Annotated in this window: 25 protein-coding genes and 1 pseudogene; 14 read left to right on the forward strand and 12 right to left on the reverse strand. The window is 69.0% G+C overall.

Features of this window, described 5'->3' with window-relative positions:
* The first annotated feature begins 5 nt into the window (after window positions 1-5).
* Entirely contained in the window at window positions 6-1601 is a 1596-nt protein-coding gene (locus tag OG588_RS33405) for a Na+/H+ antiporter (RefSeq protein WP_405950485.1), read from the forward strand.
* Window positions 1602-1661: 60 nt separating this feature from the next.
* Here the strand turns inward: OG588_RS33405 and OG588_RS33410 are convergent, their stop codons facing one another.
* Together OG588_RS33410 and OG588_RS33415 are read right to left on the reverse strand one after the other, a co-directional pair.
* Complete coding sequence (locus OG588_RS33410) at window positions 1662-2600, reverse strand: 1-aminocyclopropane-1-carboxylate deaminase/D-cysteine desulfhydrase (RefSeq protein WP_405950486.1); 939 nt, start codon at window positions 2598-2600, stop codon at window positions 1662-1664.
* Between the two features lie 58 nt (window positions 2601-2658).
* Complete coding sequence (locus OG588_RS33415) at window positions 2659-3249, reverse strand: N-acetylmuramoyl-L-alanine amidase (protein WP_405950487.1); 591 nt, start codon at window positions 3247-3249, stop codon at window positions 2659-2661.
* 296 nt (window positions 3250-3545) lie between these two features.
* Between OG588_RS33415 and OG588_RS33420 the strand changes: the two genes are divergently transcribed.
* From OG588_RS33420 to OG588_RS33455, 8 genes and pseudogenes are all read left to right on the forward strand, one after another.
* A complete protein-coding gene (locus OG588_RS33420) occupies window positions 3546-4952 on the forward strand; it encodes a family 2B encapsulin nanocompartment shell protein (protein ID WP_405950488.1) in 1407 nt (468 codons plus the stop codon).
* An 86-nt stretch (window positions 4953-5038) separates the two neighbouring features.
* Window positions 5039-6121, forward strand: a complete 1083-nt coding sequence (locus OG588_RS33425) for a family 2 encapsulin nanocompartment cargo protein polyprenyl transferase (protein WP_405950489.1) — start codon at window positions 5039-5041, stop codon at window positions 6119-6121.
* Window positions 6122-6444: 323 nt separating this feature from the next.
* The gene (locus OG588_RS33430) at window positions 6445-7050 is read left to right on the forward strand and encodes a GNAT family N-acetyltransferase (RefSeq protein ID WP_405950490.1); all 606 of its coding nucleotides are present in this window, start codon (window positions 6445-6447) and stop codon (window positions 7048-7050) included.
* Between the two features lie 4 nt (window positions 7051-7054).
* Window positions 7055-7252, forward strand: coding sequence for a hypothetical protein (locus OG588_RS33435; protein WP_405950491.1), 198 nt, complete (start codon window positions 7055-7057; stop codon window positions 7250-7252).
* A 133-nt stretch (window positions 7253-7385) separates the two neighbouring features.
* A complete protein-coding gene (locus OG588_RS33440; protein WP_405950492.1) occupies window positions 7386-7751 on the forward strand; it encodes a YciI family protein in 366 nt (121 codons plus the stop codon).
* A 5-nt stretch (window positions 7752-7756) separates the two neighbouring features.
* Window positions 7757-9012, forward strand: a pseudogene (locus tag OG588_RS33445) (RNA polymerase sigma factor).
* 9 nt (window positions 9013-9021) lie between these two features.
* On the forward strand, window positions 9022-9381 hold the full coding sequence (locus tag OG588_RS33450) for a DUF952 domain-containing protein (RefSeq protein WP_405950493.1): 360 nt from the start codon (window positions 9022-9024) through the stop codon (window positions 9379-9381).
* Window positions 9369-9599, forward strand: coding sequence for a hypothetical protein (locus tag OG588_RS33455; RefSeq protein WP_405950494.1), 231 nt, complete (start codon window positions 9369-9371; stop codon window positions 9597-9599). The genes OG588_RS33450 and OG588_RS33455 overlap by 13 nt, the downstream gene beginning before the upstream one ends.
* On the opposite strand, the gene OG588_RS33460 is transcribed toward OG588_RS33455, so the two are convergent.
* The 9 genes from OG588_RS33460 to OG588_RS33500 all read right to left on the reverse strand — a co-directional run bounded on the left by OG588_RS33460 (window position 9586) and on the right by OG588_RS33500 (window position 21296).
* Entirely contained in the window at window positions 9586-10338 is a 753-nt protein-coding gene (locus OG588_RS33460) for a VOC family protein (RefSeq protein WP_405950495.1), read from the reverse strand. The genes OG588_RS33455 and OG588_RS33460 overlap by 14 nt on opposite strands.
* Before the next feature lie 109 nt (window positions 10339-10447).
* A complete protein-coding gene (locus OG588_RS33465; RefSeq protein ID WP_019058263.1) occupies window positions 10448-10864 on the reverse strand; it encodes a VOC family protein in 417 nt (138 codons plus the stop codon).
* Window positions 10865-10874: 10 nt separating this feature from the next.
* The gene (locus tag OG588_RS33470) at window positions 10875-11285 is read right to left on the reverse strand and encodes a helix-turn-helix transcriptional regulator (RefSeq protein ID WP_019058262.1); all 411 of its coding nucleotides are present in this window, start codon (window positions 11283-11285) and stop codon (window positions 10875-10877) included.
* Window positions 11286-11643: 358 nt separating this feature from the next.
* Window positions 11644-11925, reverse strand: a complete 282-nt coding sequence (locus tag OG588_RS33475) for a hypothetical protein (RefSeq protein WP_405950496.1) — start codon at window positions 11923-11925, stop codon at window positions 11644-11646.
* 1 nt (window position 11926) lies between these two features.
* Window positions 11927-17125 carry a DUF6531 domain-containing protein gene (locus tag OG588_RS33480; RefSeq protein ID WP_405950497.1) on the reverse strand — a complete coding sequence of 1733 codons (5199 nt, stop codon included), beginning with the start codon at window positions 17123-17125 and terminating at the stop codon, window positions 11927-11929.
* A gap of 686 nt (window positions 17126-17811) precedes the next feature.
* The gene (locus OG588_RS33485; protein WP_405950498.1) at window positions 17812-18204 is read right to left on the reverse strand and encodes an ASCH domain-containing protein; all 393 of its coding nucleotides are present in this window, start codon (window positions 18202-18204) and stop codon (window positions 17812-17814) included.
* Window positions 18205-18227: 23 nt separating this feature from the next.
* Window positions 18228-19367, reverse strand: coding sequence for a hypothetical protein (locus tag OG588_RS33490; RefSeq protein ID WP_405950499.1), 1140 nt, complete (start codon window positions 19365-19367; stop codon window positions 18228-18230).
* Between the two features lie 36 nt (window positions 19368-19403).
* Window positions 19404-19904, reverse strand: coding sequence for an NUDIX domain-containing protein (locus tag OG588_RS33495; protein WP_405950500.1), 501 nt, complete (start codon window positions 19902-19904; stop codon window positions 19404-19406).
* Window positions 19905-19940: 36 nt separating this feature from the next.
* Window positions 19941-21296, reverse strand: coding sequence for a tetratricopeptide repeat protein (locus OG588_RS33500; protein ID WP_405950501.1), 1356 nt, complete (start codon window positions 21294-21296; stop codon window positions 19941-19943).
* A gap of 224 nt (window positions 21297-21520) precedes the next feature.
* On the opposite strand from OG588_RS33500, the gene OG588_RS33505 reads away from it, so the two are divergent.
* The 5 genes from OG588_RS33505 to OG588_RS33525 all read left to right on the forward strand — a co-directional run bounded on the left by OG588_RS33505 (window position 21521) and on the right by OG588_RS33525 (window position 25430).
* Complete coding sequence (locus OG588_RS33505; RefSeq protein WP_405950502.1) at window positions 21521-22270, forward strand: hypothetical protein; 750 nt, start codon at window positions 21521-21523, stop codon at window positions 22268-22270.
* A gap of 76 nt (window positions 22271-22346) precedes the next feature.
* A complete protein-coding gene (locus tag OG588_RS33510) occupies window positions 22347-23258 on the forward strand; it encodes an aminoglycoside phosphotransferase family protein (protein ID WP_405950503.1) in 912 nt (303 codons plus the stop codon).
* Window positions 23259-23957, forward strand: a complete 699-nt coding sequence (locus OG588_RS33515; protein ID WP_405950504.1) for a class I SAM-dependent methyltransferase — start codon at window positions 23259-23261, stop codon at window positions 23955-23957.
* Between the two features lie 30 nt (window positions 23958-23987).
* Window positions 23988-24536, forward strand: coding sequence for a hypothetical protein (locus OG588_RS33520; protein WP_405950505.1), 549 nt, complete (start codon window positions 23988-23990; stop codon window positions 24534-24536).
* A 69-nt stretch (window positions 24537-24605) separates the two neighbouring features.
* Window positions 24606-25430: a class I SAM-dependent methyltransferase gene (locus OG588_RS33525; RefSeq protein ID WP_405950506.1), complete on the forward strand. Its 825-nt coding sequence runs from the start codon at window positions 24606-24608 to the stop codon at window positions 25428-25430.
* A gap of 108 nt (window positions 25431-25538) precedes the next feature.
* Here the strand turns inward: OG588_RS33525 and sodN are convergent, their stop codons facing one another.
* Window positions 25539-25934: a superoxide dismutase, Ni gene (gene sodN / locus OG588_RS33530; protein ID WP_019058247.1), complete on the reverse strand. Its 396-nt coding sequence runs from the start codon at window positions 25932-25934 to the stop codon at window positions 25539-25541.
* Window positions 25935-26000 lie beyond the last annotated feature (66 nt).

Raw genomic sequence — 26000 nt, forward strand, 5'->3', positions numbered from 1 at the left:
GGACGATGGACGTGATGCCACTGCTGTTGCTGGTGGCGGGGAGCGCCGTGGTGGCCGCCGCGGCCCGGCGCACCCCGGTGCCGGCACCGCTGCTGCTGGTCGCGGTCGGGCTGGTCGTCTCGTACGTCCCGGGGGTGCCCGACTACACCCTCGACCCGGAGGTCGTACTGCCGCTGCTGCTGCCCCCGCTGCTGTACACCTCGGCCACCGACAGCTCGTACCTCGACCTGCGGGCCCAAGTGCGGCCCGTGGCACTGCTGTCGGTCGGCTACGTGCTCTTCGCCACGTTCGTCGTCGGCTGGGCTGCTTACGTGATCGTGCCGGGGCTGCCGCTGACCGCCGCACTGGTGCTGGGCGCCGTGGTGGCGCCGCCGGACGCGGTCGCGGCGACGGCGGTGGCCCGCCGGGTCGGGCTGCCGTCACGGATCACGACGATCCTCCAGGGCGAATCCCTGCTGAACGACGCCACCGCGATCACCGCCTACAAGGTGGCCCTCGCGGCCGCGATCGGCGAGGGCGCCACCTGGGCCGGCGGTATCGGCGAGTTCCTGCTCGCGGCGGTCGGCGGTGTCGGTATCGGGCTCCTCCTGATGGTGCCGATCCACTGGCTGCGCACGCACCTCAAGGAGGCGCTGCTGCAGAACACGCTCTCGCTGCTGATCCCGTTCATCGCCTACGCGGTCGCCGAGCAGGTGCACGCCTCCGGGGTGCTCGCCGTCGTGGTCGTGGCGCTCTATCTGGGCCACCGCGCGTGGGAGGTCGATTTCGCGACCCGCCTCCAGGAGGAGGCCGTCTGGAAGATGGTCGCCTTCGTCCTGGAGTCCGCGGTGTTCGCCCTGATCGGACTCCAACTGCCGGTGGTCCTCAAGGGACTTGGCGAGTACCGGGGCCTGGACGCCGCCTGGTACGCGATCGCGCTCTTCCTGGTCGTCGTCGCGACCCGGTTCGTGTGGGTGTACCCGGCGGCCTTCATCCCCCGCTTCCTGTCGGCGCGGATCAGGGAGCGCGAGGACAGCCCCACCTGGAAGGGGGCGATGACCACCGCGTGGGCCGGCATGAGAGGCGTGGTCTCCCTGGCCATCGCCTTCTCGATCCCGCTCACCGTGCACGGCGGCGACCCCTTCCCGCAGCGCAACCTCATCCTGTTCCTGACCTTCACGACGGTCATCGGCACGCTGGTGGTGCAGGGCCTGAGCCTGCCCCCGATCATCCGCCTGCTGAAATTCCCCGGCCGCGACCAGCAGGCCGAGACGCTCGCCGAGGCCAACGCCCAGGCGCAGGCTTCCCGAGTCGCCGAAAAACGCCTGGAGGCCCTCCTGGAGGACGAACGCAACGCCCTGCCACCTCCGCTCGCCGACCGCCTCCGCGAGGTCCTGGAACGCCGCCGCAACGCCGTCTGGGAGCGACTAGGCGCCACCAACCCCGTCACCGGCGAGACCGTCGACGACACCTACCGCCGCCTCTCCCGCGAGATGATCAGCGCCGAACGCTCGATGTTCGTCCGCCTCCGCGACGGCCGCTACATCGACGACGAGATGCTCCGCACGTTGCTGCGCAGGCTGGACCTGGAGGAGGCGGCGGCTTACCGGGAGGCTGCCTAGCGGTTGTGGTCTCTACGGCGCCTGGAGTGCCCGGCGGTCTCTACGGCACCTGAAGTGGGCTTACGGGAACGGCCGCCCGGTGATCACCGCGGCGACCGTGCTCCCGCGCGGGAAGGCGCCTTCGTCGGCAAGGGCGACAAGTCCATACAGCAACTTGGCGACATAGAGACGCTCTACGGGCACCCCGTGCCGCTGCTCGAAGTCTCCGGCGAAGGCGTCGAGTTCGGCCGGCACGCGCGCGTAGCCCCCGAAGTGGAAGCGGTCGTCGAGCGACCAGTCGCCCCGCCGACCGCCGAAGGCGCGCTCCTGGAGGCGCTCTATGTCGGCGGCCAGGAAGCCGCCCTTGAGGACCGGTATCCCCAAAGCGCGCTGGTCGGGGCCGAGTCCGGCGGCCAGTCCGGCCAGCGTGCCGCCGGTCCCGCACGCGAGGGCGACGACATCTACAGGGACGTCGGCATCGACGTCGACGTCGGCACGCGCGCGTAGTTCCTCGCCCAGGGCCCGGCAGCCGCGCACGGCAAGGGAGTTGCTGCCTCCCTCGGGGACGACGTACGCGTCCACCGCGTCCACCGTGCGCAGGATGCCGGCCAGCGTCTCCGGTTCGGACTTGCGTCGGTACGTCGACCTGTCGACGAAGTGGAGGCGCATCCCGTCGGCCGCGCAGCGGGCCAGGGACGGGTTGAGCGGGCGGGCGGACAGTTCCTGGCCGCGGACCACGCCGACCGTGGGCAGACCCAGGAGGCGGCCCGCGGCGGCGGTGGCGCGCAGGTGGTTGGAGTAGGCGCCGCCGAACGTGACGACCGTACGGCCGGCCGCCGCCGCGAGGTTGGGCGCGAGCTTGCGCCACTTGTTGCCGATCAGGTCCGGGTGGATCAGGTCGTCCCGCTTGAGCAGCAGCCGGATGCCGTGCCGCCCGAAACGCCCGTCCGCGATCTCCTGCACCGGCGACGGGAGCTGGGGCCGCAGGGCGGCGAGGTCGGCGGGGTCGGGGCTGGTCACGGCACCATTGTCACCCGGGTCGGCGGTGTCGCCCGTGTCGCCTGTGCTGTCCCGGGAGTCACTTCAGCCGGTCACGGACACGGTCCCGCAGCCACGTCATCGTGAACCCGCGCGGGTCCACCTTCCCGGGCTGCCACTCCAGGTGTCCGATCACCGACCGCTCCGACCAGCCGTGGTAGCGGCAGATCGCCGCGCAGACCTTCTCGATCGTCTCCAACTGGGCCTCGGGCCAGGGGTCCTCGCCGTCGCCGAGGTTCTCGCACTCGAAGCCGTAGAAGTGCCGGTTGCCGTCGGTGTTGGCCTCGTTGTCGTGCGGCAGCGCCTTCTCGGCGATCACCGCGCGCAGGACGTCGTCGTCGCCGAGGCCCGCGTGGTTGGCGCGGCCGTAGCCGACCAGGTGGAGGTGGCCGTCCTTGGTGATGACGCCGTGGCAGAGCGGGCCGGGGAGGTCCGGGCGGCCGTCGCGGCACAGTGCCACCGTCTGCGCGCTGCCCTTGGTGACCGTGTGGTGGATCATCACGCCGTGGACGGGTCCCCACGGACCCTTGTGGTTGCGGTTGTGGTGCTCCCAGTCGCCGACCTCGACGACCTTGACGCCCTCCGCCTTCAGACCGGCCAGGAAACCGCCCGCGGACATGGGTGAGGCCATGAACGCCTCCTTCGTGCTGTGCGACGGCCGCCGTACAAGGCCGTCTCGTATCGCTGCTTGTACCGAAAAAGCGCGGTACGGACGACTTCTTCGTACGGTGTGCGAGTCGATCCGGACACCGGCCGACCCGGCGGCAACTCGAACAACATTCGACGTAAACAGCCCCTGTGCCCAGCAGTTGAAGATCCATTCCCGCTCTTTCGGGTAATACCATCGGCACGCTCCGTGAGGAAGGCTGGTGCGCGAGAACGATGCCCGGCGCACAGGTGCCGGGCGAATGGGGAGGGCATTTCTCTATGTCGGTAGGCGAAGAGGTCCGCGCGGAGCAGAACAAGCCGCAGCAGAGTCTTGGTACGGCGGCTGCGCGGAACCTGGCCACGACCACGAAGTCCGCGCCGCAGATGCAGGAGATCAGCTCGCGCTGGCTGCTGCGCACACTGCCGTGGGTGAACGTGCAGGGTGGCACATACCGGGTGAACCGACGGCTGAGTTACTCCGTGGGCGACGGCCGGGTGACATTCGTGAAGACCGGCGACCGCGTCGAGGTCATCCCCGCGGAGCTCGGCGAACTGCCCGCGCTGCGGGACTACGAGGACGAGGAGGTGCTCTCGGAGCTGGCGACCCGCTGCCGGCAGCGCGAGTACGCCCCGGGGGAGGCGATCGCGTCGTTCGGCGGCCAGGCCGACGAGGTGTACCTGCTGGCGCACGGCAGGGTGGAGAAGGTCGGCACGGGCCCGTACGGCGACGACACGGTCCTCGGGGTCCTCGCCGACGGTGCCTACTTCGGCGACGAGGCGCTGCTCGACCCGGAGGCCATCTGGGAGTACACGGCCCGCGCGGACACGGCCTGCACGGTGCTGATCCTGGCTCGCGGCGACGTCGAGCAGGTCGCGGAGCGCTCCGAGACCCTGCGGGACCACCTCGCGCAACTGCGCGCGATCCCCGAGCAGCGCACCAACAAGTACGGCGAGAAGTCCATCGACCTCGCCTCGGGCCACTCCGGCGAGCCGGACATCCCGCACACGTTCGTCGACTACGACGCCCGGCCGCGCGAGTACGAACTGAGCGTCGCCCAGACCGTCCTGCGCATCCACTCGCGCGTGGCCGATCTCTACAACCAGCCGATGAACCAGACGGAGCAGCAACTCCGGCTCACCGTCGAGGCGTTGAAGGAGCGCCAGGAGCACGAACTCATCAACAACCGCGAGTTCGGCCTGCTCAACAACTGCGAGTACGACCAGCGGCTCCAGCCCCACGACGGCGTCCCCAGCCCGGACGACCTGGACGAACTGCTCAGCAGGCGGCGCGGCACCAGGATGCTGCTCGCCCACCCGCGCGCGATCTCCGCGTTCGGCCGCGAGCTGAACAAGCGCGGACTGGTCCCGGAGTCCATCGAGGTCGGCGGCAACCGCATCCCGACCTGGCGCGGGGTGCCGATCTACCCGTGCAACAAGATCCCGGTCAGTGACCGGCGGACCACCTCGATCATCGCCATGCGTACCGGCGAGGCCGACCAGGGTGTCATCGGCCTCCAGCAGGCCGGCATCCCGGACGAGATCGAGCCGAGCCTGTCGGTGCGTTTCATGGGCATCAACGAACAGGCGATCATCAAATACCTGGTGACGGCCTACTACTCGGCGGCGGTCCTCGTGCCCGACGCCCTCGGCGTCCTGGAGAACGTCGAGATCGGCCGCTGGAGGTGACGTTTCAGCAGCTGGACGCGGTGTTCCCGCCCGCAAGGGCGGGTACACCCCAAGTCACCGTCCGCGGACTCTCCGAGGGGGACCCCATGGCCGAGCTCGGGACGGAGACGAAACAGCCCGCAGGCGGGACACCGACACCGCCGCCCGACGGGCACGAGGCGGCGGTGATCCTGGAGGGGGCCAGGGCGTCCGTCGACCCCGAGCTGCGCTCGGCGATCGACTCGCTGCCCGGCTCGATGCGCCGGATCGCGCTCTACCACTTCGGGTGGGAGCACGCGGACGGCACACCAGCGGCGGGCAACGCCGGCAAGGCGATCCGCCCCGCCCTCGTCCTGGCCGCCGCCGGCGCACTCGGCGGCGAGCGGGCACGGGCGAGCGCGCTGCGGGCCGCCGCGGCGGTGGAACTGGTCCACAACTTCACGTTGCTGCACGACGACGTGATGGACCGGGACACCACCCGCAGACACCGGCCCACCGCGTGGACCGTGTTCGGTGACGCCGACGCGATCCTCGCCGGGGACACCCTCCAGGCGCTGGCCCTGCGACTGCTCGCCGAGGACCCGCACCCCGCGTCCCCGGCCGCCGCCGCCCGGCTCGCGGACTGCGTCATCGAACTGTGCGAGGGCCAGCACACGGACACCGCCATGGAACAGCGCGCCCCCGGCGAGGTCACCCTCGACGAGGTGCTCGCCATGGCCGAGGCCAAGACCGGCGCGCTGCTCGGCTGCGCCTGTGCGGTGGGCGCGCTGTACGCGGGGGCGTCCGCCGAGGACGTCGAGGCGCTGGACGCGTTCGGCCGCCAGGCCGGGCTCGCCTTCCAGCTGATCGACGACGTCATCGGCATATGGGGCGACCCCGCTCGCACCGGCAAACCGGCCGGCGCCGACCTCGCCGTCCGCAAGAAGTCCCTGCCCGTGGTCGCCGCCCTCACCTCGGGCACACCGGCGGCCGAGGAACTCGCAGAGCTGTACGGACTGCCGTACGAGGAAGGGGAATTGGAGCGCACCGCGCTCGCCGTCGAGCGGGCGGGCGGGCGGGACTGGGCGCAGGACCAGGCGGCCGACCACATGGCGCGCGCCGTCCAGGAGCTGGCCCGGGCGATCCCGGACCCGCAGGACGCGGGCGGTCTGCTCGCGCTGGCCGAGTTCGTGACCCGGCGCAGCAGTTGATGACTCCGGAGCCTGACGGAACCGCGCGGTCCTGACCCCGCACGGCCACCGGAGGCCCCGGACAGACGGGTCCCGCGCATCCCCACGGTGCGCGGGGCCCGCGCACCTTTTTTGGAGGCTCGGTTCGCCTCCGGGGCGCCGCTGTGTTCCATATGCGCCTACCGGCGCGTGGCGGTGTCGAGAGCCCGATCGTGCTCGGCCCTGCGGGCCTCCGCGCGTTCGGGCTCTCGACACAGGCGCGCCCCTTCGGCTCACTCGCCCAAAAGTCCCGCTAGTCTCAACAGCCGTTCAGGTGACGGTTGTTGAGAGCTAAGGGGCGGAACATGGGCGTGGCGATACGGGCGGCGGGCGAGGGCGACAGAGAGCTGGTCGTCCGGCTGTTGGACGAGGCCTTCCAGGACGATCCGGTGAGCGGCTGGGTCTTCCCCGACGCCGAGTACCGCCGTACGACCCACCACAAGCTGATGGCCGCCTTCACCGACGCCGTGTTCGCCGACGGCCGTATCGACCTCGCCGAGGACGGCGCGGCGTGCGCGCTGTGGCTGTCGGTGCCGGGCGAGGCGCATCCGGAGAACGGCGAGGACGAGGCCGTAGAGCTGCGGGAGTTGGTGGATCCCGACAACGAGCGGGTCGAGACGATCGCCCGGCTCATGGCGGAGGGGCATCCCGCCGGCCAGGCCCACGAGTATCTGTGGATGATCGCCGTGGCGCCGGGCCGGCAGGGCGAGGGACTCGGCGCCGCGCTCATCCGGCACGTCCTGGACCGCTGCGACCGCGAGGGCCTGCCCGCGTACCTGGAGGCGAGCAGTGAACGCAGTACCAAGTTGTACGAGCGCCTCGGCTACACCTTCACCGACACCACCCTCGATCTCCCGGACGGCCCGCGCATGTATCCGATGTGGCGCGAGCCCCGCACGGTTCTAGGCTGAGTGCATGGGCAGAGAAGAGCACACCTGTCCCGACTGCGGACAGCCGGTGGCCACCGTCGTGCGGCGGTACAAGACGCTCGGCGCATGGGTACCGAAGTGGGTGGCCGGCCCGTGCCGGAACCCCGAGTGCGAGGCGTACGTCGGCGAGGGCGCCGGGCCCAAAGGGGAGCCCGATGCCGAATCCGGCCCGAAAGAATCCTGAACCCGTGTCGAGAATCCCGGCCCGGCTCCGATGTCTCCTGTGACAGCCGCCCGGCACGGGTGGCACGAGCCGAAGGAGCGGACTCATGAAGTACCTGGTCATGGTGCAGGGCACACAGGCGGACTAGGACGGCATGCAGGGCAAGCCCACCCCCGGTTCCCCGGCCTGGAGCGAGGCCGAGATGCAGGCCATGTTCGCCCACATGGGAGCCATCAACGACGACCTGTCCGAGACGGGTGAGCTGATCGACGCGCAGGGGCTGACCGAGCCGGCGCGGACCCGGCTGGTGGCGCTGGGCGCGGACGGCAAGGCCGTGATCACCGACGGGCCGTACAGCGAGACCAAGGAGCTGATGGCCGGCTACTGGGTCCTGGAGTGCGCGAGCCTGGAGCGCGTCACGGAGATCGCCGACCGCGTCACCCGCTGCCCCCTGCCCGAGGGCGCCGTCAACCGCGCGGTGGTGATCCGCCCCATCGGGGACGGCGGCGGGGACATCTGAGCCGTATGCGGGACACCACCGGCACCACCGGCATCGAGGACCTGCTGCGCCGACACGCGCCGCAGGTCCTCGGCGCGCTCGTGCGCAGGTACGGCCATTTCGACACCGCCGAGGACGCCGTTCAGGAGGCGCTGCTCGCGGCGGCCCGGCAGTGGCCGGAGCGCGGTGTGCCGGAGAATCCGCGCGGCTGGCTGATCCGGGTCGCCTCGCGGCGGCTGAGGGACGCGTTGCGCGGCGAGGAGGCGCGGCGGGCGCGGGAGGAGAAGGCGGCGGCACTCGAGCCCCGGGAGCCGTACACGGCCGAGCCGCCGCGCGAGGACGACACCCTCTCCCTGCTTTTCCTGTGCTGCCACCCGGAGTTGACACCGACCGCGCAGATCGCGCTCACCCTGCGGGCGGTCGGCGGACTGACGACGGCGGAGATCGCCCGGGCGTACCTCGTGCCCGAGGCGACGATGGCGATGGGGGTCCCCCCGGTTCGAGCGAAGCCGAGAACTGGGGGAGGATCAGCCGGGCGAAGGCGAAGGTACGGGGCGTGCGCTTCGGACGGCCGGACAACTGGGCCGAGCGGCTGCCCGCCGTCCTCCACACGCTGTACCTGATCTTCAACGAGGGCTATACGGCGACGTCCGGCCCGAGTCTCACGCGGCGCGAACTCGCGTGCGAGGCAATGCGGTTGACCCGCGCCGTGCACCAACTGCTCCCCGAGTCCGGAGAGGTGGCCGGGCTGCTGGCGCTGATGCTGCTCACCGACGCCCGCCGAGCCGCCCGCACCGGCCCGCACGGCGAACTCGTCCCCCTCGACGAACAGGACCGCGACCGCTGGGACCGGGCGGCGATCGAGGAGGGCGTCGCCCTCGTCACCCGGGCGTTGTCCCAAGGGCCCGCGGGGCCTTACCAGTTGCGCGCGGCGATCGCCGCCGTACACGACGAGGCGCCGTCGGCGCGGGCGACGGACTGGTACGAGATCCTCGGCCTGTACGAGGTGCTGGTGCGCCTGGTCCCCGGCCCCGTCGAACGCCTCAACCGGGCCGTCGCCGTCGCCATGGTCGACGGTCCGCACGCGGGCCTGGCCGAACTGGACCTACTGGCCGACGAGTTGGGGGAGGGCCACCGCCCCGACGCGGTCCGCGGCCACCTCCTGGAACGGGCCGGCGAGTTCACCGCGGCCCGGGCCGCCTACGAGTCGGCGGCGGACAGGACCCTCAGCCTGCCCGAGCAGCGGTACCTGCGGGCGCGGGCGGCACGGCTCGGGCCGTAGCGTGATCCCATGCCGGAAGACGAACCCACCACAGCCCCCAGTCCCGCCCTCATCCTCCACATCACCGAGCGCGCCCTGTGGGACGCGGCCCGCGAGCGGGGGAGTTATGAGTGGTCGACCCGTGGCCGCACCCTCCAGGAGGAGGGTTTCATCCACTGCTCGACCCGCGCCCAACTCCCGCGCGTGGCAGCGTTTTTGTACGGTTCCTACGACGGCCCCGACGAGCTGGTGGTCCTGGTCGTGGACCCGGGGCGGCTCGGCGTACCGCTGAAGTACGAGGCGCCGGAGCCGGGTGGGGAGGAGTTCCCGCATGTGTACGGGGCGATTCCGGTGGGCGCGGTGGTGGACGTGGAGGTGTGGACGGCTTGAGCCGGTTATGGCGCCGGGCCCTGGTCGCGTGGGCGGTCGCGGTGGCCGTCGGGGGCGGGCTCACGCTGTGGTTGCAGGACTCCGGCGACGCGCGGGCGCCCAGCGGGACGCAGTGGCAGTGGCAGGAGAACAAGGACACGGCGAGCGCCTGCCCGAGGCCGACGGACTCGCGGTACGACGACCCGCGGGTGATCGTCGTCTGCGTCAGGGGCGGCTAGGGAGCCCGCCGGTCTCCGGGTCGCGCCCCGTGAGGCAGTAGACGCCGCCGGCCGGGTCCCGCATCACCGTCCAGTGCTTGCCGTGGGAGACGACGGTCGCGCCCAGTTCCTCGTGCCGTGCGACGGCCGCGGCGATGTCCGCGCAGGCCAGGTCGAGATGGGCGGTGGCGGGGCGTTCCTCGCCGAGGCGTTGGAGCAGGATGCGGATCGGCAGGCCGGGCGGCGGCTTGAGCACATGGAATTCGGGGAGCGCACCCGACAGTGAGGCCCAGTCGGGCAACAGGGCGCTCCAGAAGGCGACTTCGGCGTCGTAGGAGCCGGGCCCGAGGTCGAGGGAGACCTGGTCGAGGCGGGTACCGGCCACGACGGGCGGTCGTACGGACTCGCCGTGCCAGGGGACGGCGCAGAACAACTCCCCGGCGGGGGACCGGAGTACGGCCCAGCCGTCGTGCTCGGCGACGGTCTCCGCGCCGAGTCGCAGCGCGGAGTCCACGAACGCCGGTACGTCCTCGACGGAGAAGTCGAGATGCGCGCCGCCCGGGCCGGCCTCGACGCCCTGCACCTTCACGCAGGCGTCGGTGCCGTCGGGCAGCAGGGTGACGAACTCGCCATCCTCGCCACGGAGTTCGGACAGCCGGGTGTCCGTGACGGCCGTCCAGAAGTCGCGGGCGGGGCCGAGGCGGTCGTGCGGGCGGTCGACGAAGGCGTAGGTCCAGCGGATGCCGGCGGGGGTGCTCATGCCGTGATCGTAGGCGGGAGGCCGCGACCTGCCCGTGAGATTTTCAAGCCCCGCCTGTCAGCCCCGCCTGTCAGCCCCGCCTGTCAGCCCCACTTGTCAGCCCCACTTGTCAGTCCCCGCTCCGCTCCATGAACCGCAGCATGTTCCCGGCCGGGTCGCGGAACGCGCAGTCGCGGACGCCGTACGGCTGGTCCGTCGGTTCCTGGATCACCTCGGCGCCGGACTCCTGGACGCGGGCGTAGAGGGTGTCGAGATCGGCGGTGGTGAAGTTGACGCCGCGCAGGGTGCCCTTGGCGAGGAGTTCGGCCATGGCCTGCTTGTCGGCGGGGGAGGCGTCCGGGTTCGCGGCCGGCGGCTCCAGGACGATCTCCACGTCCGGCTGCAACGGCGACCCCACGGTCACCCACCGCATGCCCTCGAAACCGACGTCGTTACGGATTTCCAGCTCCAGGACGTCGCAGTAGAAGGCGAGCGCCTTGTCGTGGTCGTCGACGGCGATGAAGCACTGGCGGAGTTTGAGATCCATGGGCATCAGGCTAGGGGCGGAGCGGCGGTCCCGCCCGGTTCGGGCGGGTGAAAGTGCGGGCCACGCAGGACGGGATGACCGCGCCCGCCTCGTGGGAGCGGGCGCGGTAGGCGCTGGGGGTCTCGCCGACCAGCTCGGTGAAGCGGGAGCTGAAGGAACCGAGAGACGTACAGCCGACGGCCATGCAGACCTCGGTCACGCTCAGGTCGCCGCGCCGGAGGAGGGCCTTCGCCCGCTCTATCCGCCGGGTCATGAGATAGCTGTACGGCGTCTCCCCGTACGCGGCGCGGAAGCTGCGCTGGAAGTGGCCCGGGGACATCAGCGCGGTGCGGGCGATCGACGCCATGTCGAGCGGTTCGGCGTACTCGCGGTTCATGCGGTCACGGGCCTGGCGCAGCCGTACGAGGTCGTCGCGGTTCACGGTGTCCAGGATGGCACGGGGCCGGTTTCGGCGGGCCGGGAACGACGAAGGGGCCCCGCCGGCGAACCGGCGGAGCCCCTTCCCCAAACCCACTGACCTGCGCCCGCTGACCTGCGATGGTGCACCGATCGCCGGTCGGTGGGGACAGATCGACTGGGTGTCAGGCCTTCTTGGTCTCCTAGTAATGGGCCGGGTTGGTGACCTGCGGCGATGATTGCTGCGGGTCGCTGACCTGGCTCTTTCTGGTTGGCTGGCGATGGTCTGCGACGGTCCTGACTGGGTGTCCTGCGGACTGTGTGCGGACCATGGACACCGATTTCCATTGCCCTGGAGCAGGACTCACCCAGTCAGTGCGGAGTCAGAGCAGGTCGCGCTCCATCATGTCCTCTGCTTCCTCCCAGGTGATGAAGGAGCACCCGCCGGTGTTCAAGTCGACGGCCACAGGCAAGTTTCCGCCGAGTTGCATGTCCTCACGTCCGTGATCGAGGTATTCGACATGGTCGTAGGGCGCGATGAGCCGTCCCCCGTCTGTGAAGCAGTACTCGGAGATGATCCTCACGTTGGAGGACTGTCCCCAACTCCTGCTCGCCTCCGCAAGGAACTCCGCGGCCCTGCGTTCGGCTTCAGCCGGATCGAGCATGTCAGTTGGTCCTCATCACGTAGTAGTTGCGGTATTTCTCGAGCGCCGGCTTCGCTTTGCCTGACTGAAAATCGAGAAAGACCACTTTTCCGTCGACGTTGGCGACGTTGAAATAGTGGCCCAGACCCTTCTTCGGCCACGCTCCTACGATCGCCCGCGCGCCGGGTCCCCAGCGAAGCATGTCGCTCACGATGACGTTCAGACCGCCGACTTTCCGGAACGCGAGGCCCGTCATCGCCGAAAGCTCGGCACGCGTCAGCGGGCGGTCTGCCCCGGACACACCATTCGGATTCCGACCGGCCATCAGGTCATCGCCTGCGGTTGCGCACAACCCGCAGTTCATTCTGCCACCCTCCGGGTTGATGCGGCTCCTCGACGACGGGGTCTCCGGTGTGTAGTAGGGCAGTCCGAACCGCGTCGAGTTCGCTTCCCCGTAATACCGTCCTCCGCCCGGCTCGACTGCGCCCCTGCGCCAACCCGTCAGACCGCTGAGGCCGGTGACGGCGAGCTGCTGTGCGAGTTCGTCCGCCGCGGCGCCGTACAGGTCAGCAAGCGCGTCGCAGCCTTGCTGGCGGAGCAGGTACTCGGCCCGATAGAGCCGGTAGGCGGGGCGGACGGGGAGGTACTTGTCGATGAAGGCGCCGGCGCCGCCGTTCTCGCCGGTGACGGCGTCTTGGGCGTCGCCCATGAACTCGAAAGGCGCCTTCAGGCCCTGCAGGAAGCCGTTGCCGAAGATCTTCAGACCTTCGCCGAGGCTGTCGACCTTCCCGTTGCCGTTGTCGCCTGGTACGGGCGTCAGGCCGCTGGGGTCGGTGTACACCGTGGGTGTGTTGTCGGCGTAGGCGTACGCGGAGACGTAGGCACTGTTGCGGTCGGGGGTCGCCGGGTCGGAGCGGTTGAAGCGGCCCGTGGTGGTGTTGTACTGGCGGGCGTGGAGGTCGAGGCTGCCCGTGGTGGTCTCGTAGCGGGCGCCTGTGTACGACGGGGTGCTCGCGGGTGCGCCGGTGGTGGCTGTGCCCAGGACGCGGGTGCCGTACGGGTCGTAGGCCCAGCGTTGGTAGAGCGTTCCGGTGCTGCCGGTGACGTCGACCGGGGAGCCCTGGGTGTCGTGGTGGTAGTAGAAGAGCGCGCCCGCGCCGGTCTCGGTGGCGGCGGGTTGGCCCAGTGGGTCGTAGCGGTACGACTGTTTGATGGCCCACGCGCTGTCGTACTCGGTGGCCATGATGGGCAGCGGGGCGTTGGGGTCCCACTGGGTGCGGGTGGTGACCGTTCCGTCCTTGCTGGCGGTGACCTGGTTGCCGCTCGGGTCGTGGTCGTAGGTGTAGTTGCTGCCGGCGACGGTGGCGGCGGAGATCTGTCCGGCCAGGTCGTAGGTGTAGGTGTCGGCGCCCGCTTTGGTCTGGTTGCCCTCGCCGTCGTAGCCGTACGCGGTGGTCGTGGTGCCGCTCGTCGTAGACGTCAGCTGGTCGGCCGCGTCGTAGATGTAGCTCGTGCCGGTGGCGCCGAGCGTGGAGGTCAGGCGGTTGCCGGCCTTGTCGTAGGTGTACGAGGTGGTACGGGTCGACGCGCAGCCGGTGACCCAGGGCTGCGGGTAGCAGCCGGATGTCAGGCGACCGGCGGTGTCGTACGTCTGGTCGTAGCCGCCGGTGCCCACGCTGGCCCGGGTGACGTCGACGTGGGTGGGCAGTCCGGCCGCGGACAGGGTGAGGGCGGTCTTGGTGACCGTGGTGCCGGACTTGGCGGAGGTGACCGCGGTCAGTCGGCCGGCTCGGTCGTAGGCGCGGTCCTCGGTCTCGGTGTTGGGCAGCGTGGATCGGGTCAGGTTGGCCGCAGCGTCCCAGGCGTAGCTGGTGGTGACTCCGTCGGCCGTCATCGACGAGGTGCGGCCGTCGTTGTCGTAGGCGTAGGTGATGGTGTTGCCGTCGGAGTACTTGCGGGTGAGCATCTGCCCGGCGGCGTCGTAGGTGTAGGCGAAGCTACGGGTTTTGGTGAGATGGCCGGCCGCGTCGTAGCCGAAGTCCTCGGAGATCTTGGAATTGGCGCGGGTCGTCATGCGCCCCGCGGGGTCGTAGGCGTACGACACGTCGGGGGTGTTGTCCGAGTAGTCGACCTTGGTGAGCTGCCCGCGGGCATCGAAGAGATAGCTGGTGGAGCCGACCGGGGTGGTCTTCTTGGTGAGGTTGCCCTCGGCGTCGTACGCGTACGAGGTCGCGCGGTTGAGCGGGTCGGTGATCGTGGTCAGTTGGCGAGCGTCGTCGTAGGCGTACGACGTGGCGTGGCTGTTGGCGTCGGTGCGCTTGGTGACGTTGCCTGCCGCGTCGTACTCGTAGGCGGTCTTGCCGCCGTCGGCGGCTGTGACCGTGGTGAGTTGGTCGAGCTTGTCGTAGCCGTACGTCGTCACGCGCTTGTCGGCGTCGGTGCGCTTGGTGACATTGCCCGCCGCGTCGTACTCGGTGCCGATCACACCGCTGAGCGGGTCTGTGACGGTCGTGAGGTTTCCGGCCGTGTCGTAGCCGTTGGTGGTGGTGAACTGCGTCGGGTCGGCACCGGAGACGTTGCCGCGCGGATCGACCGAGGTGGCCTGGCGACTGTCGCCGTCGTAGGTCCAGGACTCCTTGTTGCCCAGCGGGGAGGTGCGGCTGAGCAGATTGCCGTCGGTGTCGTAGGCGTAGGTGGTGGTCTTGCCGAGAGGGTCGGTGGTGGTGCTCAGCCGGTCGTTCTTGTCGTAGACCGAGGAGACGCTCTTGCCGAGGGGGTCGGTGACCTTGGTGACGTTGTCGACCGCGTCGTACGCGTAGGCGGTTACGTTGCCCAGAGGGTCGGTGACCTTGGTCGGCCGGTTCACGGCGTCGAATTCGGTGCCGACGGTCGCGCCGGTGGGGCCGGTGACCTTGGTGCGGTTGCCCACCTCGTCGTAGGAGTAGCTCGTCGTGTAGGCGGCGGGATCCGCGCCGGAGACGTTGCCACGCGCGGAGACCGCGCTCAGCAGTCGGCCGAGTTTGTCGTAGGTGTAGGTCGTCTTGTTGCCCAGCGGGTCGGTCTCGGAGAGGAGGCGGCTGCCGGAGTCGTAGGTGCGGGTGACTGTCTTGCTGGCCGCGTCGGTGGTCCGCAGGAGGTTTCCGGCGTCGTCGTAGCCGTACGCGGTGGTGTTGCCTGCCGGGTCCTTGGCGGAGGTCAGTTGCTCGGCGCCGTTGTAGCCGTAGGTGGTGGTGCGGCCCAGCGGGTCGGTGGCGGTGCTGAGCAGACCGCGCCCGTCGTAGGTGTACTTCGTGGTGTAGGCGGCCGGGTCGGCGCCGGAGACGTTCCCGCGGGGGTCGGTCTTGGAGAGGACGCGGCCCGCGCCATCGTAGGTGAACGTCGACTTCTCGCCGAGCGGGGTGGTGACCGAAGTCCGGTTGCCCGCCGCGTCGTAGCCGTACGTCGTCACCTTGCCGCGCGGGCTCGTCACCGTCCCCAGGGCGCCCAGCGACGTGTACGTGTACGACGTCTTGCCGGCGAGCGGATCGGTGCTGGAGGTCAGCTGGTTGGCCGTGTTGTAGACGTACGACGTCTTGTTGCCGCGCCCGTCGGTGTGGCTGAGGATGTTGCCCGCGCTGTCGTAGGTCCAGCTCTCGGAGTAGCCGAGTGACGACGGCGCGCTGCGGGTGAGCATGCGTCCGGCGCTGTCGTACGTCATCGACGTGGTGTTGCCGCGCTGGTCGGTGATCTCGGTCGGGCGCAGATAGCGGTCGTAGTCGTACGAGACGGTGTTGCCGTACGGGTCGATGCTCTCCATCAGCATGTTGCCGGCGTAGATGTCGCTCCACACACCGCCGTCGGGAGCCGTGGTGTGCGAAACCCCGCCGCTGTCCCAGATGAAGCTCGTGGTCTTGCCGTTGGGGTCCTTCTGGGAGTTGACCCGGCCGGTGGAGTCGTAGCTGTTGGTGACTTTGCCGCCGGCGGGATCGGTGTAGGAGGTGAGTCGCTTGTCGGCGTTGTATCCGTAGGAGGAGACCTTGCCCGCCGGGTCGGTGACGCCCGTCAGCAGACCGTCCGTGTAGGCGTACGACACCGAGGTGGAGTCCGGGAGGCTCACCTTGGTGGCCTGGCCGTCCGCGTTCAGGGTGAAGCCCGTGGTGCGGCCCGCCGTGTCCTTGACGGAGGACAACTTGCCCGAGGTGTACGTCAACGTCAGGCCCTTGCCGGCGTTGTCGACGAGCGACGTGAGCTGTCCGGTGACGTTGAAGGTCCTCGTGGTGTGGTCGGGAGTGCTGACGGTGTAGGTGCTGGTGCCTTTGACGAGCTTGGCGACCGACCCTGCGGGTGTGGTGTACGTCCCGTTGCTGGCCTGCGGGAACACGAACTGGGCCCCGTCATCGGCCTGATAGGTGACCTTGTCGGAGGCGATCGTCAGCTTCGCGTCGAAGGGAGTCGCCCAGCCGGGGCCGAGCAGTCCGGTCGCCGTGGAGTCGGAGCGGTACGTGCGGTCGAGGGCCACTTGTTTGCCGACGCCGATCGTCTGGGCGTCGGTGAGTTGCTCGAAGAACATGCCGGTGGCCGTGCTGACCGGGTCCGCGCGGTGGGCCTGCCCGTAGCAGGAGCAGATGCCGGCCTGGGCGCCGGGGATGTCAGGCGTGTAGAACGCCTGGACCAGCGGAGAGGTGGTGCCATTCGGGCTGTAGGTACCGTCCGCGCCCTTGAGGTAGATGTGGGCGTAGTAGTTCTTGCCGTCTTCGAGGTATCCGCCCAGAGTGTTCCCGCCCCACCAGAAGCATTGGTCGTCGGCGTGGGGCTCGTTCGGCCACCAGCCGTAACACCAGGCTCCGTTGTCCAGCTGTCCCTTCCCCACCGGATCATCGGTGGCCTTGTTGATCTCCTGGGCGTAGACGACCGTTCCCGCCTCGTTCCGGATGAGCAACAGCAGCCCTGAATAGGACGAACCGGTGCCGGAGGAGAACTGCAGGTATCCGCCGATGCTGAGCCTCCCCGGAGATGCCAGGGCCAAGCTCGAAACCCATGCCGGATCAGCGGTTGCCGCCGCTGTGAGGGGCCGGCGCGTCGTGTTCCCCTCGGCGATGAGGCGGCGCTCGACAGCGCTTTTGCCGGGTCTGGGGTGGGGCTTGCCCACCGGTTTCCTGGTGGGTGAGTCTCTGTAGCGACTCATGGGTGACAGGTCGTCCCGGGACTGCTTCACCTGCTTCCGGCGCTCCGTCAAGGTCATGGCCTTGGGAGGCTTCGGCCGATCGGCCTGGACTTTCTGGACGGAAGCCGAGGCCGATGCGGTGACGGCATCGGTCGACTTGCCGGTCGATCTGCTGGGCAGGGCCCACGCGGGTGCGACGCCTGCGGCTGCTATCAGAGCCAGGCTCAGGATCGCGATGACGAATCTTCGTGCTCGTGTGTGCACTGCGTTCCCCCTGTGTTTCTGCTGTGAAGGGTGTGACGCAGTGATCCTTGGCTTGAGGGCCTGTCGGTGAACCTGCTGGATGGGAGTTGGCTGAAAGCCTCGGGAAGGTGATCAGCTTGCCGTTGTGAATTGCCTGGCCGTGTGGACGCGATGCGCCCAGCTCCAGGGGAGATGGCGTGAACATGCCTATCGTTGGTGGTGGGCTATCTGAATTCCTCATGGATATCGGATGGATTAGAGGTAACTGATCGATCCGTTTTCTGTCTGTGTGACAGGCGCCGTCGTCCGTGAGGGGCGGAAACGGGCAGGCGGGCGCGCCCATGACCGCTGCGGTGGTTGCTGTCGCCTTCATGTCGAGCCCGTCGGCGTCTGCACTAGCCCTACCCGCGTCCGCAGGTTCCCATTTTTCGTTGGACTGGCCAGAGTGTTTCGTCATCCGATGTGAGTACGTTCCGGATACGGAACTTCCTGCAAGGCACCGTTGGCCGTTGGCTCGGGGCTCAACCCGCAATACGTACGATTTTGATGGCGAGGGCGCCCAGAGCTTCCTTATCGGGCGAGTAGATAGCGCGAATGTTGGTGAGTTGCTGTTCGCGGGCGGCGGTCGGGTTGACGTTGGCCGCTCCCTCGCCGTCAAGCAGCGCCTCAAAGTCGGGGTACTCGTTTACCCGCTTGACCTTCACTTCGCAGGTCTCATCGGTGCCCTTGATGCGGAACCGGATGATGTCACCGGCGGCGAGGTCGGAGAGGTGCGGGAACTTCACCCGTACCTCGATGGTCTTGGTGCCCGCGGCGACGAGGTCGAAGTCCTGAGGGAGGAGATTGAGCACGCGGACGCAGCGATAGCGCCAGTTGTGGGTGCGAATGTTCCTGGAGGCTGGTGTGCTCATCATGCGGCTGATCTCGACGGCCGAACCTAGCCGTGTCTGCGTGGCACGGGCACGAGGGATGGCGGAGCATCGGATGCAGGGTCGGCGGCGAGTGTGTGGGTCACGCTTTCCGAACTGGTTTCAGGCGGAGGCGTCGTGAGGCGGGGAACGTGCCGCAGCGCCGTGGGGACTCTGCCGGTGGCCAGATAGGGGATCTGGACCACCAGGTAGATCAGCGGGGCGAGGAAAACAAGGTATTCGGCGCTGAGCCCGAGGGCCTTGAATCCCACAACCAACCCGACTCCGGTGAGAAAAGCCAGGAGGTGGCCCAGAACCATACGCCACGGCAGTGGTGCCTCGACGGATACGGAGTCCGCTGACGCGGACTCCGCCGGAAGGACCATGCTCAGGGGTTCCTGACGGCCGAGGGCGTCAACCAAGGCCACGATGTATTTGGCGAGGGCCGTCACATGCGAACGATCACGCAGGCAGGCTTGGAAATCACCCTCCAGCCGACGGGACATGCCGACGCAATGGGCCAAAAAGACTACACGTGGGCCTGCCTTTCGAGAGATGCCAAACTGCGCGTAGGTGATGAGCGCGTCGCTGAGTCGCTCCACGTTCCTGCTTAGCTGTGCCATCGTCACGGATGTTGCCCGGTCTTCATCCGCGTGGGCCTGGCAGGCCACGAGAGTGCTCACAGAGGCCCACTGCACATATGCAGGCGATCGTCCGCGCCTGATCGCTATCAGGTCGAGCTGGATATAACACACCGTGAGCAGGAAGAACGCATATGACGGCAGCCACATCTCCATCGCCATGTTCCAGTGGTGCTTCACGAGCGCCGTGAGCAGTGCACCCGTGAGGATGGTGGTGAATGACAGGAGCAGGAGAGATACGGAAGTCGCGAAGCGGCCCCGCTCGGCCAGCGCCCATAGCTTCAGTTCGGCCTCACCCCACTTCTTCGGGTGCTCGATTCCCAGCTCGTTCAGTGCGCCTTCGGCTTCGCGGACCAGCGTTCGTACCGATACGTCAGTGCGCCCCCGCAAGAAGGGGGTTCGGTCGATCAGCCACCCTGGCTTTCTGACAGGGCGGGCAACAAATACGAAGCCGACCAGAACTGCTGTGGGAGTTACAACAGTGGCTAGAGCCGACACGGTCGCATAGAAGTGAAGGAGGAGATTCAACACCGGTCCCTTCAGCTCACGAGGGGCATTGGCGCCTTACTGCCAGCCGTCGAGGGAGACTTCTGGACCGCCTGCGAGATACCGGTGGAGGGCGCTGGCCGTGGTGTCCACGAAGTCCCCCGGGATGGCGGTGACATCGGCCCACCTGACCTGCGCGTGCTTGCGCGGTTCCCGGTTCTCCGGTTCTCCGGACCATTCGTGGGCTGCGAAGACGACGGTCAGGAAGCCGTTGGGGGCTTCGACGCCCCAGGCGCCGTGGATGATGTGGGCGACCTTCAGGGACTCCGGTTTCACCGTCAACCCGGTCTCCTCGTACAGCTCCCGTACCGCAGTCTCGGTGATGGGCTCCCCAGGCTCGCTCTTACCGACGGGAAGATCCCACATCCCCTGAGCGAACTTGGCGTTCTGACTCCGCTGGAGGAGCACAACCCGGTTGGTGGCCTTGTCGTGGACGATGACGGCGGCGACCAGCAGGGTCATGGATTCGAGGGCGGGCGGTAGGGCTTTGGGCTGGTCGTCGGTTGTCCGCTGAGCCACGGCTGGTGTCCCTTCGTCGGCCGGTTGGTGGGCAGCTTAGGCCAGTGTTTCGCGTGCGCGGCGGGCGAGTTCGGCGGCTCCGGGCACTTTGCGGCGCTGGTAGGTGGAGAGGGTGGAGCGGAGCGAGGTGATCGCTTTGCGGGTGCGGTCTGAGGTCATGCCCTCCATGAGCGTCAGGGCCTGGCCCCAGGCGGCGACGGCTTCGTCGGCACGGGCTCGGGCGGCGAGGCTGTCGCCGAGGTCGGCGTAGGTGAGGGCGTGGACGCGCTTGTACTTCTCGGGGTCCCAGCGGATCAGGGCGTCTCGGTGCTGCTGTTCGGTGCCGATGTGGTCGGCGAGGTCGGTGAGTGTGCGGGCGGTGTGGCTGGCGACGGTGCCGGCAGCGGGACCACTGACCCGGGAGTAGCTGGGCTGAGGTACGTCGTCGCGCAGGAGAGCGTCTTCGGCAGCGAGCAGGGCGCGGGCCGCTGCGGGCCTCTCACCGACGGCGGCGAACGCACGGGCGTGGGTGATGTGGAGGAGGGCTTCGGTCTGGCCGTCGACGTGGCCCAGGCCGCGGACGAGTGCGCCTTCGACGAGGTCGACGCAGTGGTGGGGCTGTTTGAGGCTGAGGGCCTGGTGGGCGAGGGCGCGCATCATCCAGGCGGCGTGGCCGTGCGGGTCGGCTTCCCAGGCGAGCTGGTAGCCGACCTGGTAGTAGCGCTGGGCGGCGCCTTCCTGGCCGAGGTCGTGGTGCTTCCAGCCTGCCAGGTAGGCGAGTTCGGCCACGGCGCCGAAGGCTCCCCGTCGTAAGGCTTCGCTCGGGTAGCGGCCCCGGAGCATGGGGGCGGCGGTGTCAGCAAGGTAGGCGGTGACCGTGGTCAGGCCGTGGCCGCCGCCGAGGCGTTCGTCTGCCGCGCTGAAGGCCGCGGTGATCTGCCGTACGACATCCACGTCCTCCGTTCCGACGACGGAGGTTCCGGTGCGGGCGCGGAGCATGCGGGCAGTGGCCTCATGGTCGTGGGCGAGCGGCATGGCGACGCCAGCGGTGGTGAAGGCGGCCACCGCGAGAAAGCGGCGGCGCTCAACATCAGCCCGGCCTAGGTCAGTTGCGGCAAGAACGGGATCCCCTTGGGCCGACTCCTCGCCATCAGGTGCGCGTAGGCCGATCGCCGTCTGGGTGATGATGCGGCCCGTTCTGCGGGACAGGGCTTCGGCGAGGTACTGGCCGGTCCGGCCGGTGGGCTGGCGGGTGCCGTTGGCCCAGTGGGAGACGGCCGACTTGTTCGTCTGGAGGATCTCGCCGTTCTCGGCCGCGATGCGCCGGACGTCTCTCGCCAGGGCCTCGTAGGTGCAACCGGTCGCGGAAATGGTGTCGCGCAGGCGGGAGTTGGGGTCTCTCGGCGCTGCCACGCTCGCCTCCCGTCCAGGGCTGTAAACCGCGTATACCGCTTCAACTGCCTCTCACCGTACCCACTGTGCGTGACGGAGGGTTCACTAATCATCAGCCGCCCGGCCCCGGTCCGACACCGTGACCAGGCTCCCCCTTCGGCCGGGCGGCCCCCGAAGTTCCGTACGCCTACACCGGGTTCGGGCATTCCTGTGCCCGGATCCGGCCGATCAGAGACGGAGACACGGTGACCACCATCGACACCGCGGCCATCACGGTCGTACTGCCCGAGGCGTTCGACGAGCGCTGGAGCCGCCTGCCCGGCATCCAGATCGACGGCCGGCGCATCACCATCGACCCGGCCGAATACTTCTTCCGCTTCGAGTCCAGCACCTGGCTCGTCGCCGACTGGAAGCTGGTCAAGTCCCAGCTCCTGGACGTGGAGGAGACAACCGAAAGCGCGGTCGAGCAACTCGCGCTGGAGTTCATCAAGGCCCACGCCAAGTCCACCTCGGACGCCTCCATGGTGCTCGCCACCGCCTACGAGGTGTACGCGTACCTCTTCCGCGACGAGCACCTCGCCGGCCTCGGCCTGCCGCAGTTCACCGCCGACCATCTGCGGATGCTGCGCGAGGCGGCCACGCTGATGGCGCTGAACAAGGTCGAGTTGGACGGACACATCTCCAACGTCGGCCCGTGCTGGTTCTTCCCCGCCGCCACCTCCGTGGTCTTCGACCTGGACGACGAGACCGGCGGCATGCTCGACGAGGTCTACCACGGCGGCTGGTTCAACGAGCACCGCCGCATCGAGGCCATCAAAGCCCACGCCGCCCTCGGCGGACGGCTCGTGCACGGCTGCCAGTCCGTGCCCGACCAGTCCGGTGGCGTCGTGGCGCCCTACGGTGCCTCGATGACCGCCTTCCGCAACGACCTCGCCGCCTTCAAGTCCGGCTGGATCGAGCAGGTCTACGCCCACCGCGCGGCACCAGCCGCGTAGCACCACCACCCTGGCTCCGGGGCGGGCCGGCACCTCACGCCCGCCCCGGACGCCACCAACCCCCTGGAGCCCCCACGTGACCGCGAACCCCAGCACCGAACTCCTCGACAACCTGCTCACCCTCGCCAGCCGCACCACCGCCGTTCGCGAGGAGGTACGCGTGTGGTCCATGTCCGGCGTCGAACGACTGACCTTCCCCGACAACACCACCGCCATCTTCAAGTACGCCAAGAGGCCCTTCGACAGCGAGGACCAAACCCTCCGGCTGGCCCACACCCTCGGTGTCCCGGTGCCCTCCGTTCACGCCTCCGCAGTACTGGACGGCTGGCTCGGCATGCTGCTGGAAGACCTCGGCGCCCCCATCCGTGAGGCCGACGACCTCGACGGCGCAGCCGCAGCCGTCGTCCTGCACGGCACCCGCACCGCCCCCGCCCTGCCCGTCCTCGACCAGGAACGGCTGCGCACCCTGCCGAGCCAAGCCCTGGAGCACCTCGGCCGCCTCCGCAAAGCCGACCGATGGCAGGACACGGACGACGCCGAAGACGCACTCGACCGGATCGCCCAGGCCGCCGACGTACGCTCGGCCGGTACGACGGTGGCTCCATTCGGCTGGGTCCACTCCGAGTTCCACCCCACCAGCCTCCACATCGGCCGGCGCGGCTGGCGACTGCTGGACTTCGCCCGCGCCTTCACCGGACCCGGCCTCCTCGACCTCGCCAGCTGGCACGGCACCCTCGACACCCCCGACCCCGTACGCCTGCGCGTCTTCCTGGACACCTACGTCACCGAAGGCGGCACCCCCGACGCCCTCGCCGAACGCGGCGGCCTCCCCGCCGAAAAGTGGGCACTGGGCTGGCACCGCATGTGGGCCGTCGAGTGGTTCATGGAGCAGTCCATCCGCTGGATCAACGACCCGGCCACCGACCCCGCCTACATCAAGGCCGTACGCCGTCACCTCACTGACGTCCTCCACCTCCTGGAGGTCTAGGTGCTCGCCGCCCAGGCTTCCCCCTGGTACGTCCACGCGTTGCAACGCACCACGGCTGCCCCCGCCGAACCGCTGGCCGTGCCCGCCCGGATGGAATGGACCACCCGGCCCGGCAGCGGGCCCGGCGCCGAAATCCTCGGCCCGGACCTGCGCCACAAGCGACTGCTCGAACTCGGCTGCGGCCCCGGCCACAACGCCGCCCACCTCGCCACCCGCTACGGCGCCCACGTCACCGGCGTCGACCTCGTCGGCCTCCAAGTCCGCCGAGCCCGCTCCCACTACGGCCGGCTGAACAACCTCACCTTCGTCGCCGGCCACGCCCTGCACTACCTGCAAGCCACAGACGAGCAGTTCGACGCCGTCTACTCAGTCTTCGGCGCCATCGGACTCGTCGCCCCAGAGTTGCTGCTCCCGGCCATCGCCCAGCACCTCAAACCCCGGCGCACTCTCGCCTTCTCGGTCCCCCACCCCCAGCGCGGCGGCCTACGCCCCGCCACCGACGACCGGCCCCGCCGCGACTACGTCACCCTCCCCGACCGCAGCCGACTCCCCATCGCCCGCTGGGACTTCGACACCAACCGCTGGGAGAAGCACCTCGACCGCGCCGGGCTCTGGCTCACCTCGGCCGAGGAGTTCCACGACGCCCGCCACGGTGGCCGCTGGCCCACCACCCTGCTGATCACCGCGCGCAAACTCTGACCCCCACGACAGCTCCCCAGGGAGAAACCGATGCGCCCGCCCTACCTGCTCCTCGACGTCGACGGCGTCCTCATACCCTTCCCGGACGAGGCGGGAGCCAGCCCGGCGACCCACACCCGCCACGAAGTCGTGCCTACCGGTCGGAGCGTCGATGACCCGGTCACTGTCTGGCTCAACCCCGTCCACGGCCCCTTGCTCATGAACATCATCCGTAGCGGCCTGGTCACCCCGGTCTGGTGCAGTAGCTGGCGCCAGGACGCCACCAACCTCGTCGGGCCGCTCCTCGGCCTACCGCCCCTGCCGTCCATCGACCTGCCGCGCCCACAGATCACCACCAGCCATCCCAACGGCTACCTGTGGAAACGCGATTACGTCGATATGTGGCTCGGTGACGCCCCAGCCGCTTGGATCGATGACGACTTCACCGCTCTGGACCACGAGTGGGCCGACCGACGTACCAAGAGGGGGAGCCTCACGCTGCTCGTACAGCCTGCTTGTCGGGTAGGTCTGCAGGTTGAGCACTTGGACACGATCGCGACTTGGGCCGGAAGGTACATGGACAGTGCTTCAGCAGCCTGAGCTCCGTCCACAGGAGCTTCAACCCTTGGGACGACTGAAGCGACGTGTCTCCGCCCCAGAGGTTTCGACGTGACTGAACTGCCGTCCGCACATGCCGCCGCCGTCACCGACCGGAGCCGTCTCGCCGGAAGCGCCTACAGCAGCGACCGGGACCTCGCCGCTCGCCAGTCGCTCTACCGGTGGCAGACGCCTCGTTACGACCTGCCCGGCATCGTCGCCGAGAAGCTCAGTGGTGTGCGGGAGCGCGGACGTGTGGTCGATGTCGGTTGTGGCAACGGCAAGTTCATCCAGCGGCTGCGCGAGGACCGTCCCGATCTGGCCCTGCTCGGCCTGGACATCGCTCCCGGCATTCTCGCCGGGGTCCCCGGCCCGGTCGCCGTAGCGGATGCCACCCTCCTGCCGCTGGCGACCGAGAGCGTCGATGCCGCCCTGGCGCTGCACATGCTCTACCACGTCCCCGATATCCCCCTGGCAGTGCGGGAGTTGTCCCGCGTAGTCGCTCGCGACGGCCTGGTGATCGCCTCCACCAACAGCGACCGGGACAAGGCCGAACTCGACGATCTGTGGCAGCGGGCCGCAGGCGATGTCCTCGGCACCGGACGCAGCCCGGCCCGCATCTCGCTCAGCGCCCGATTCACGCTGGAGATGGCACCGGCCGTCCTGGGTGAGGAGTTCGGCAGGGTGGCGACGATGGAACTGCCCGGCACCATCGCGGTCCACGATCCCGAGCCGGTCATCGCGCACATGACCTCCTACCGGGCCTGGGCGGACCAGCACGACGTGCCCTTCGACGCCACCATCGAGCGGGCCCGCGCCATCCTCGTCGAACACATCGACCGGCACGGGGCCTTCGAGATCACGTGTCTCGGTGGCGTCCTCGTCTGCCGTCGCTGACGCGGGAACGACGAAGGGGCCCCGCTGGCGAACCGGCGGAGCCCCTTCCCCATGCCCACTGACCTGCGATGGTGCACCGATCGCCGGTCGGGCCGGGCCGACTGGGTGTCAGGCCTTCTTGGTCTCCCAGAAGATCTTGTCGATCTGGGCGATGTAGTCGAGCGCCTTCTGGCCCGTCGCCGGGTCGGTGGACGCCTTGGCGGCCGAGAGGGCCTTCAGGGTGTCGTTGACCAGCTGGTGCAGCTCCGGGTACTTCTCGAAGTGCGGGGGCTTGAAGTAGTCGCTCCAGAGCACCGAGACGTGGTGCTTCGCGAGCTCGGCGCGCTGCTCCTTGATGACGATGGCGCGCGCCTGGAAGTGCGGGTCGTCGTTGGCGGCCATCTTGTCCTGCACGGCCTTCACCGACTCCGCCTCGATGCGGGCCTGGGCCGGGTCGTACACACCGCAGGGCAGGTCGCAGTGCGCGCTGACCTTCACCTTGGGGGCAAACAGGCGGGAAAGCATGGAGCGTTCCTTCCTCGTGATCGTCTTCTCAGGTGGGACATTACTCCCTGGAGAAGCTGATTTCGC

This window comes from Streptomyces prunicolor (assembly GCF_045162825.1).
Lineage (GTDB): Bacteria > Actinomycetota > Actinomycetes > Streptomycetales > Streptomycetaceae > Streptomyces > Streptomyces prunicolor.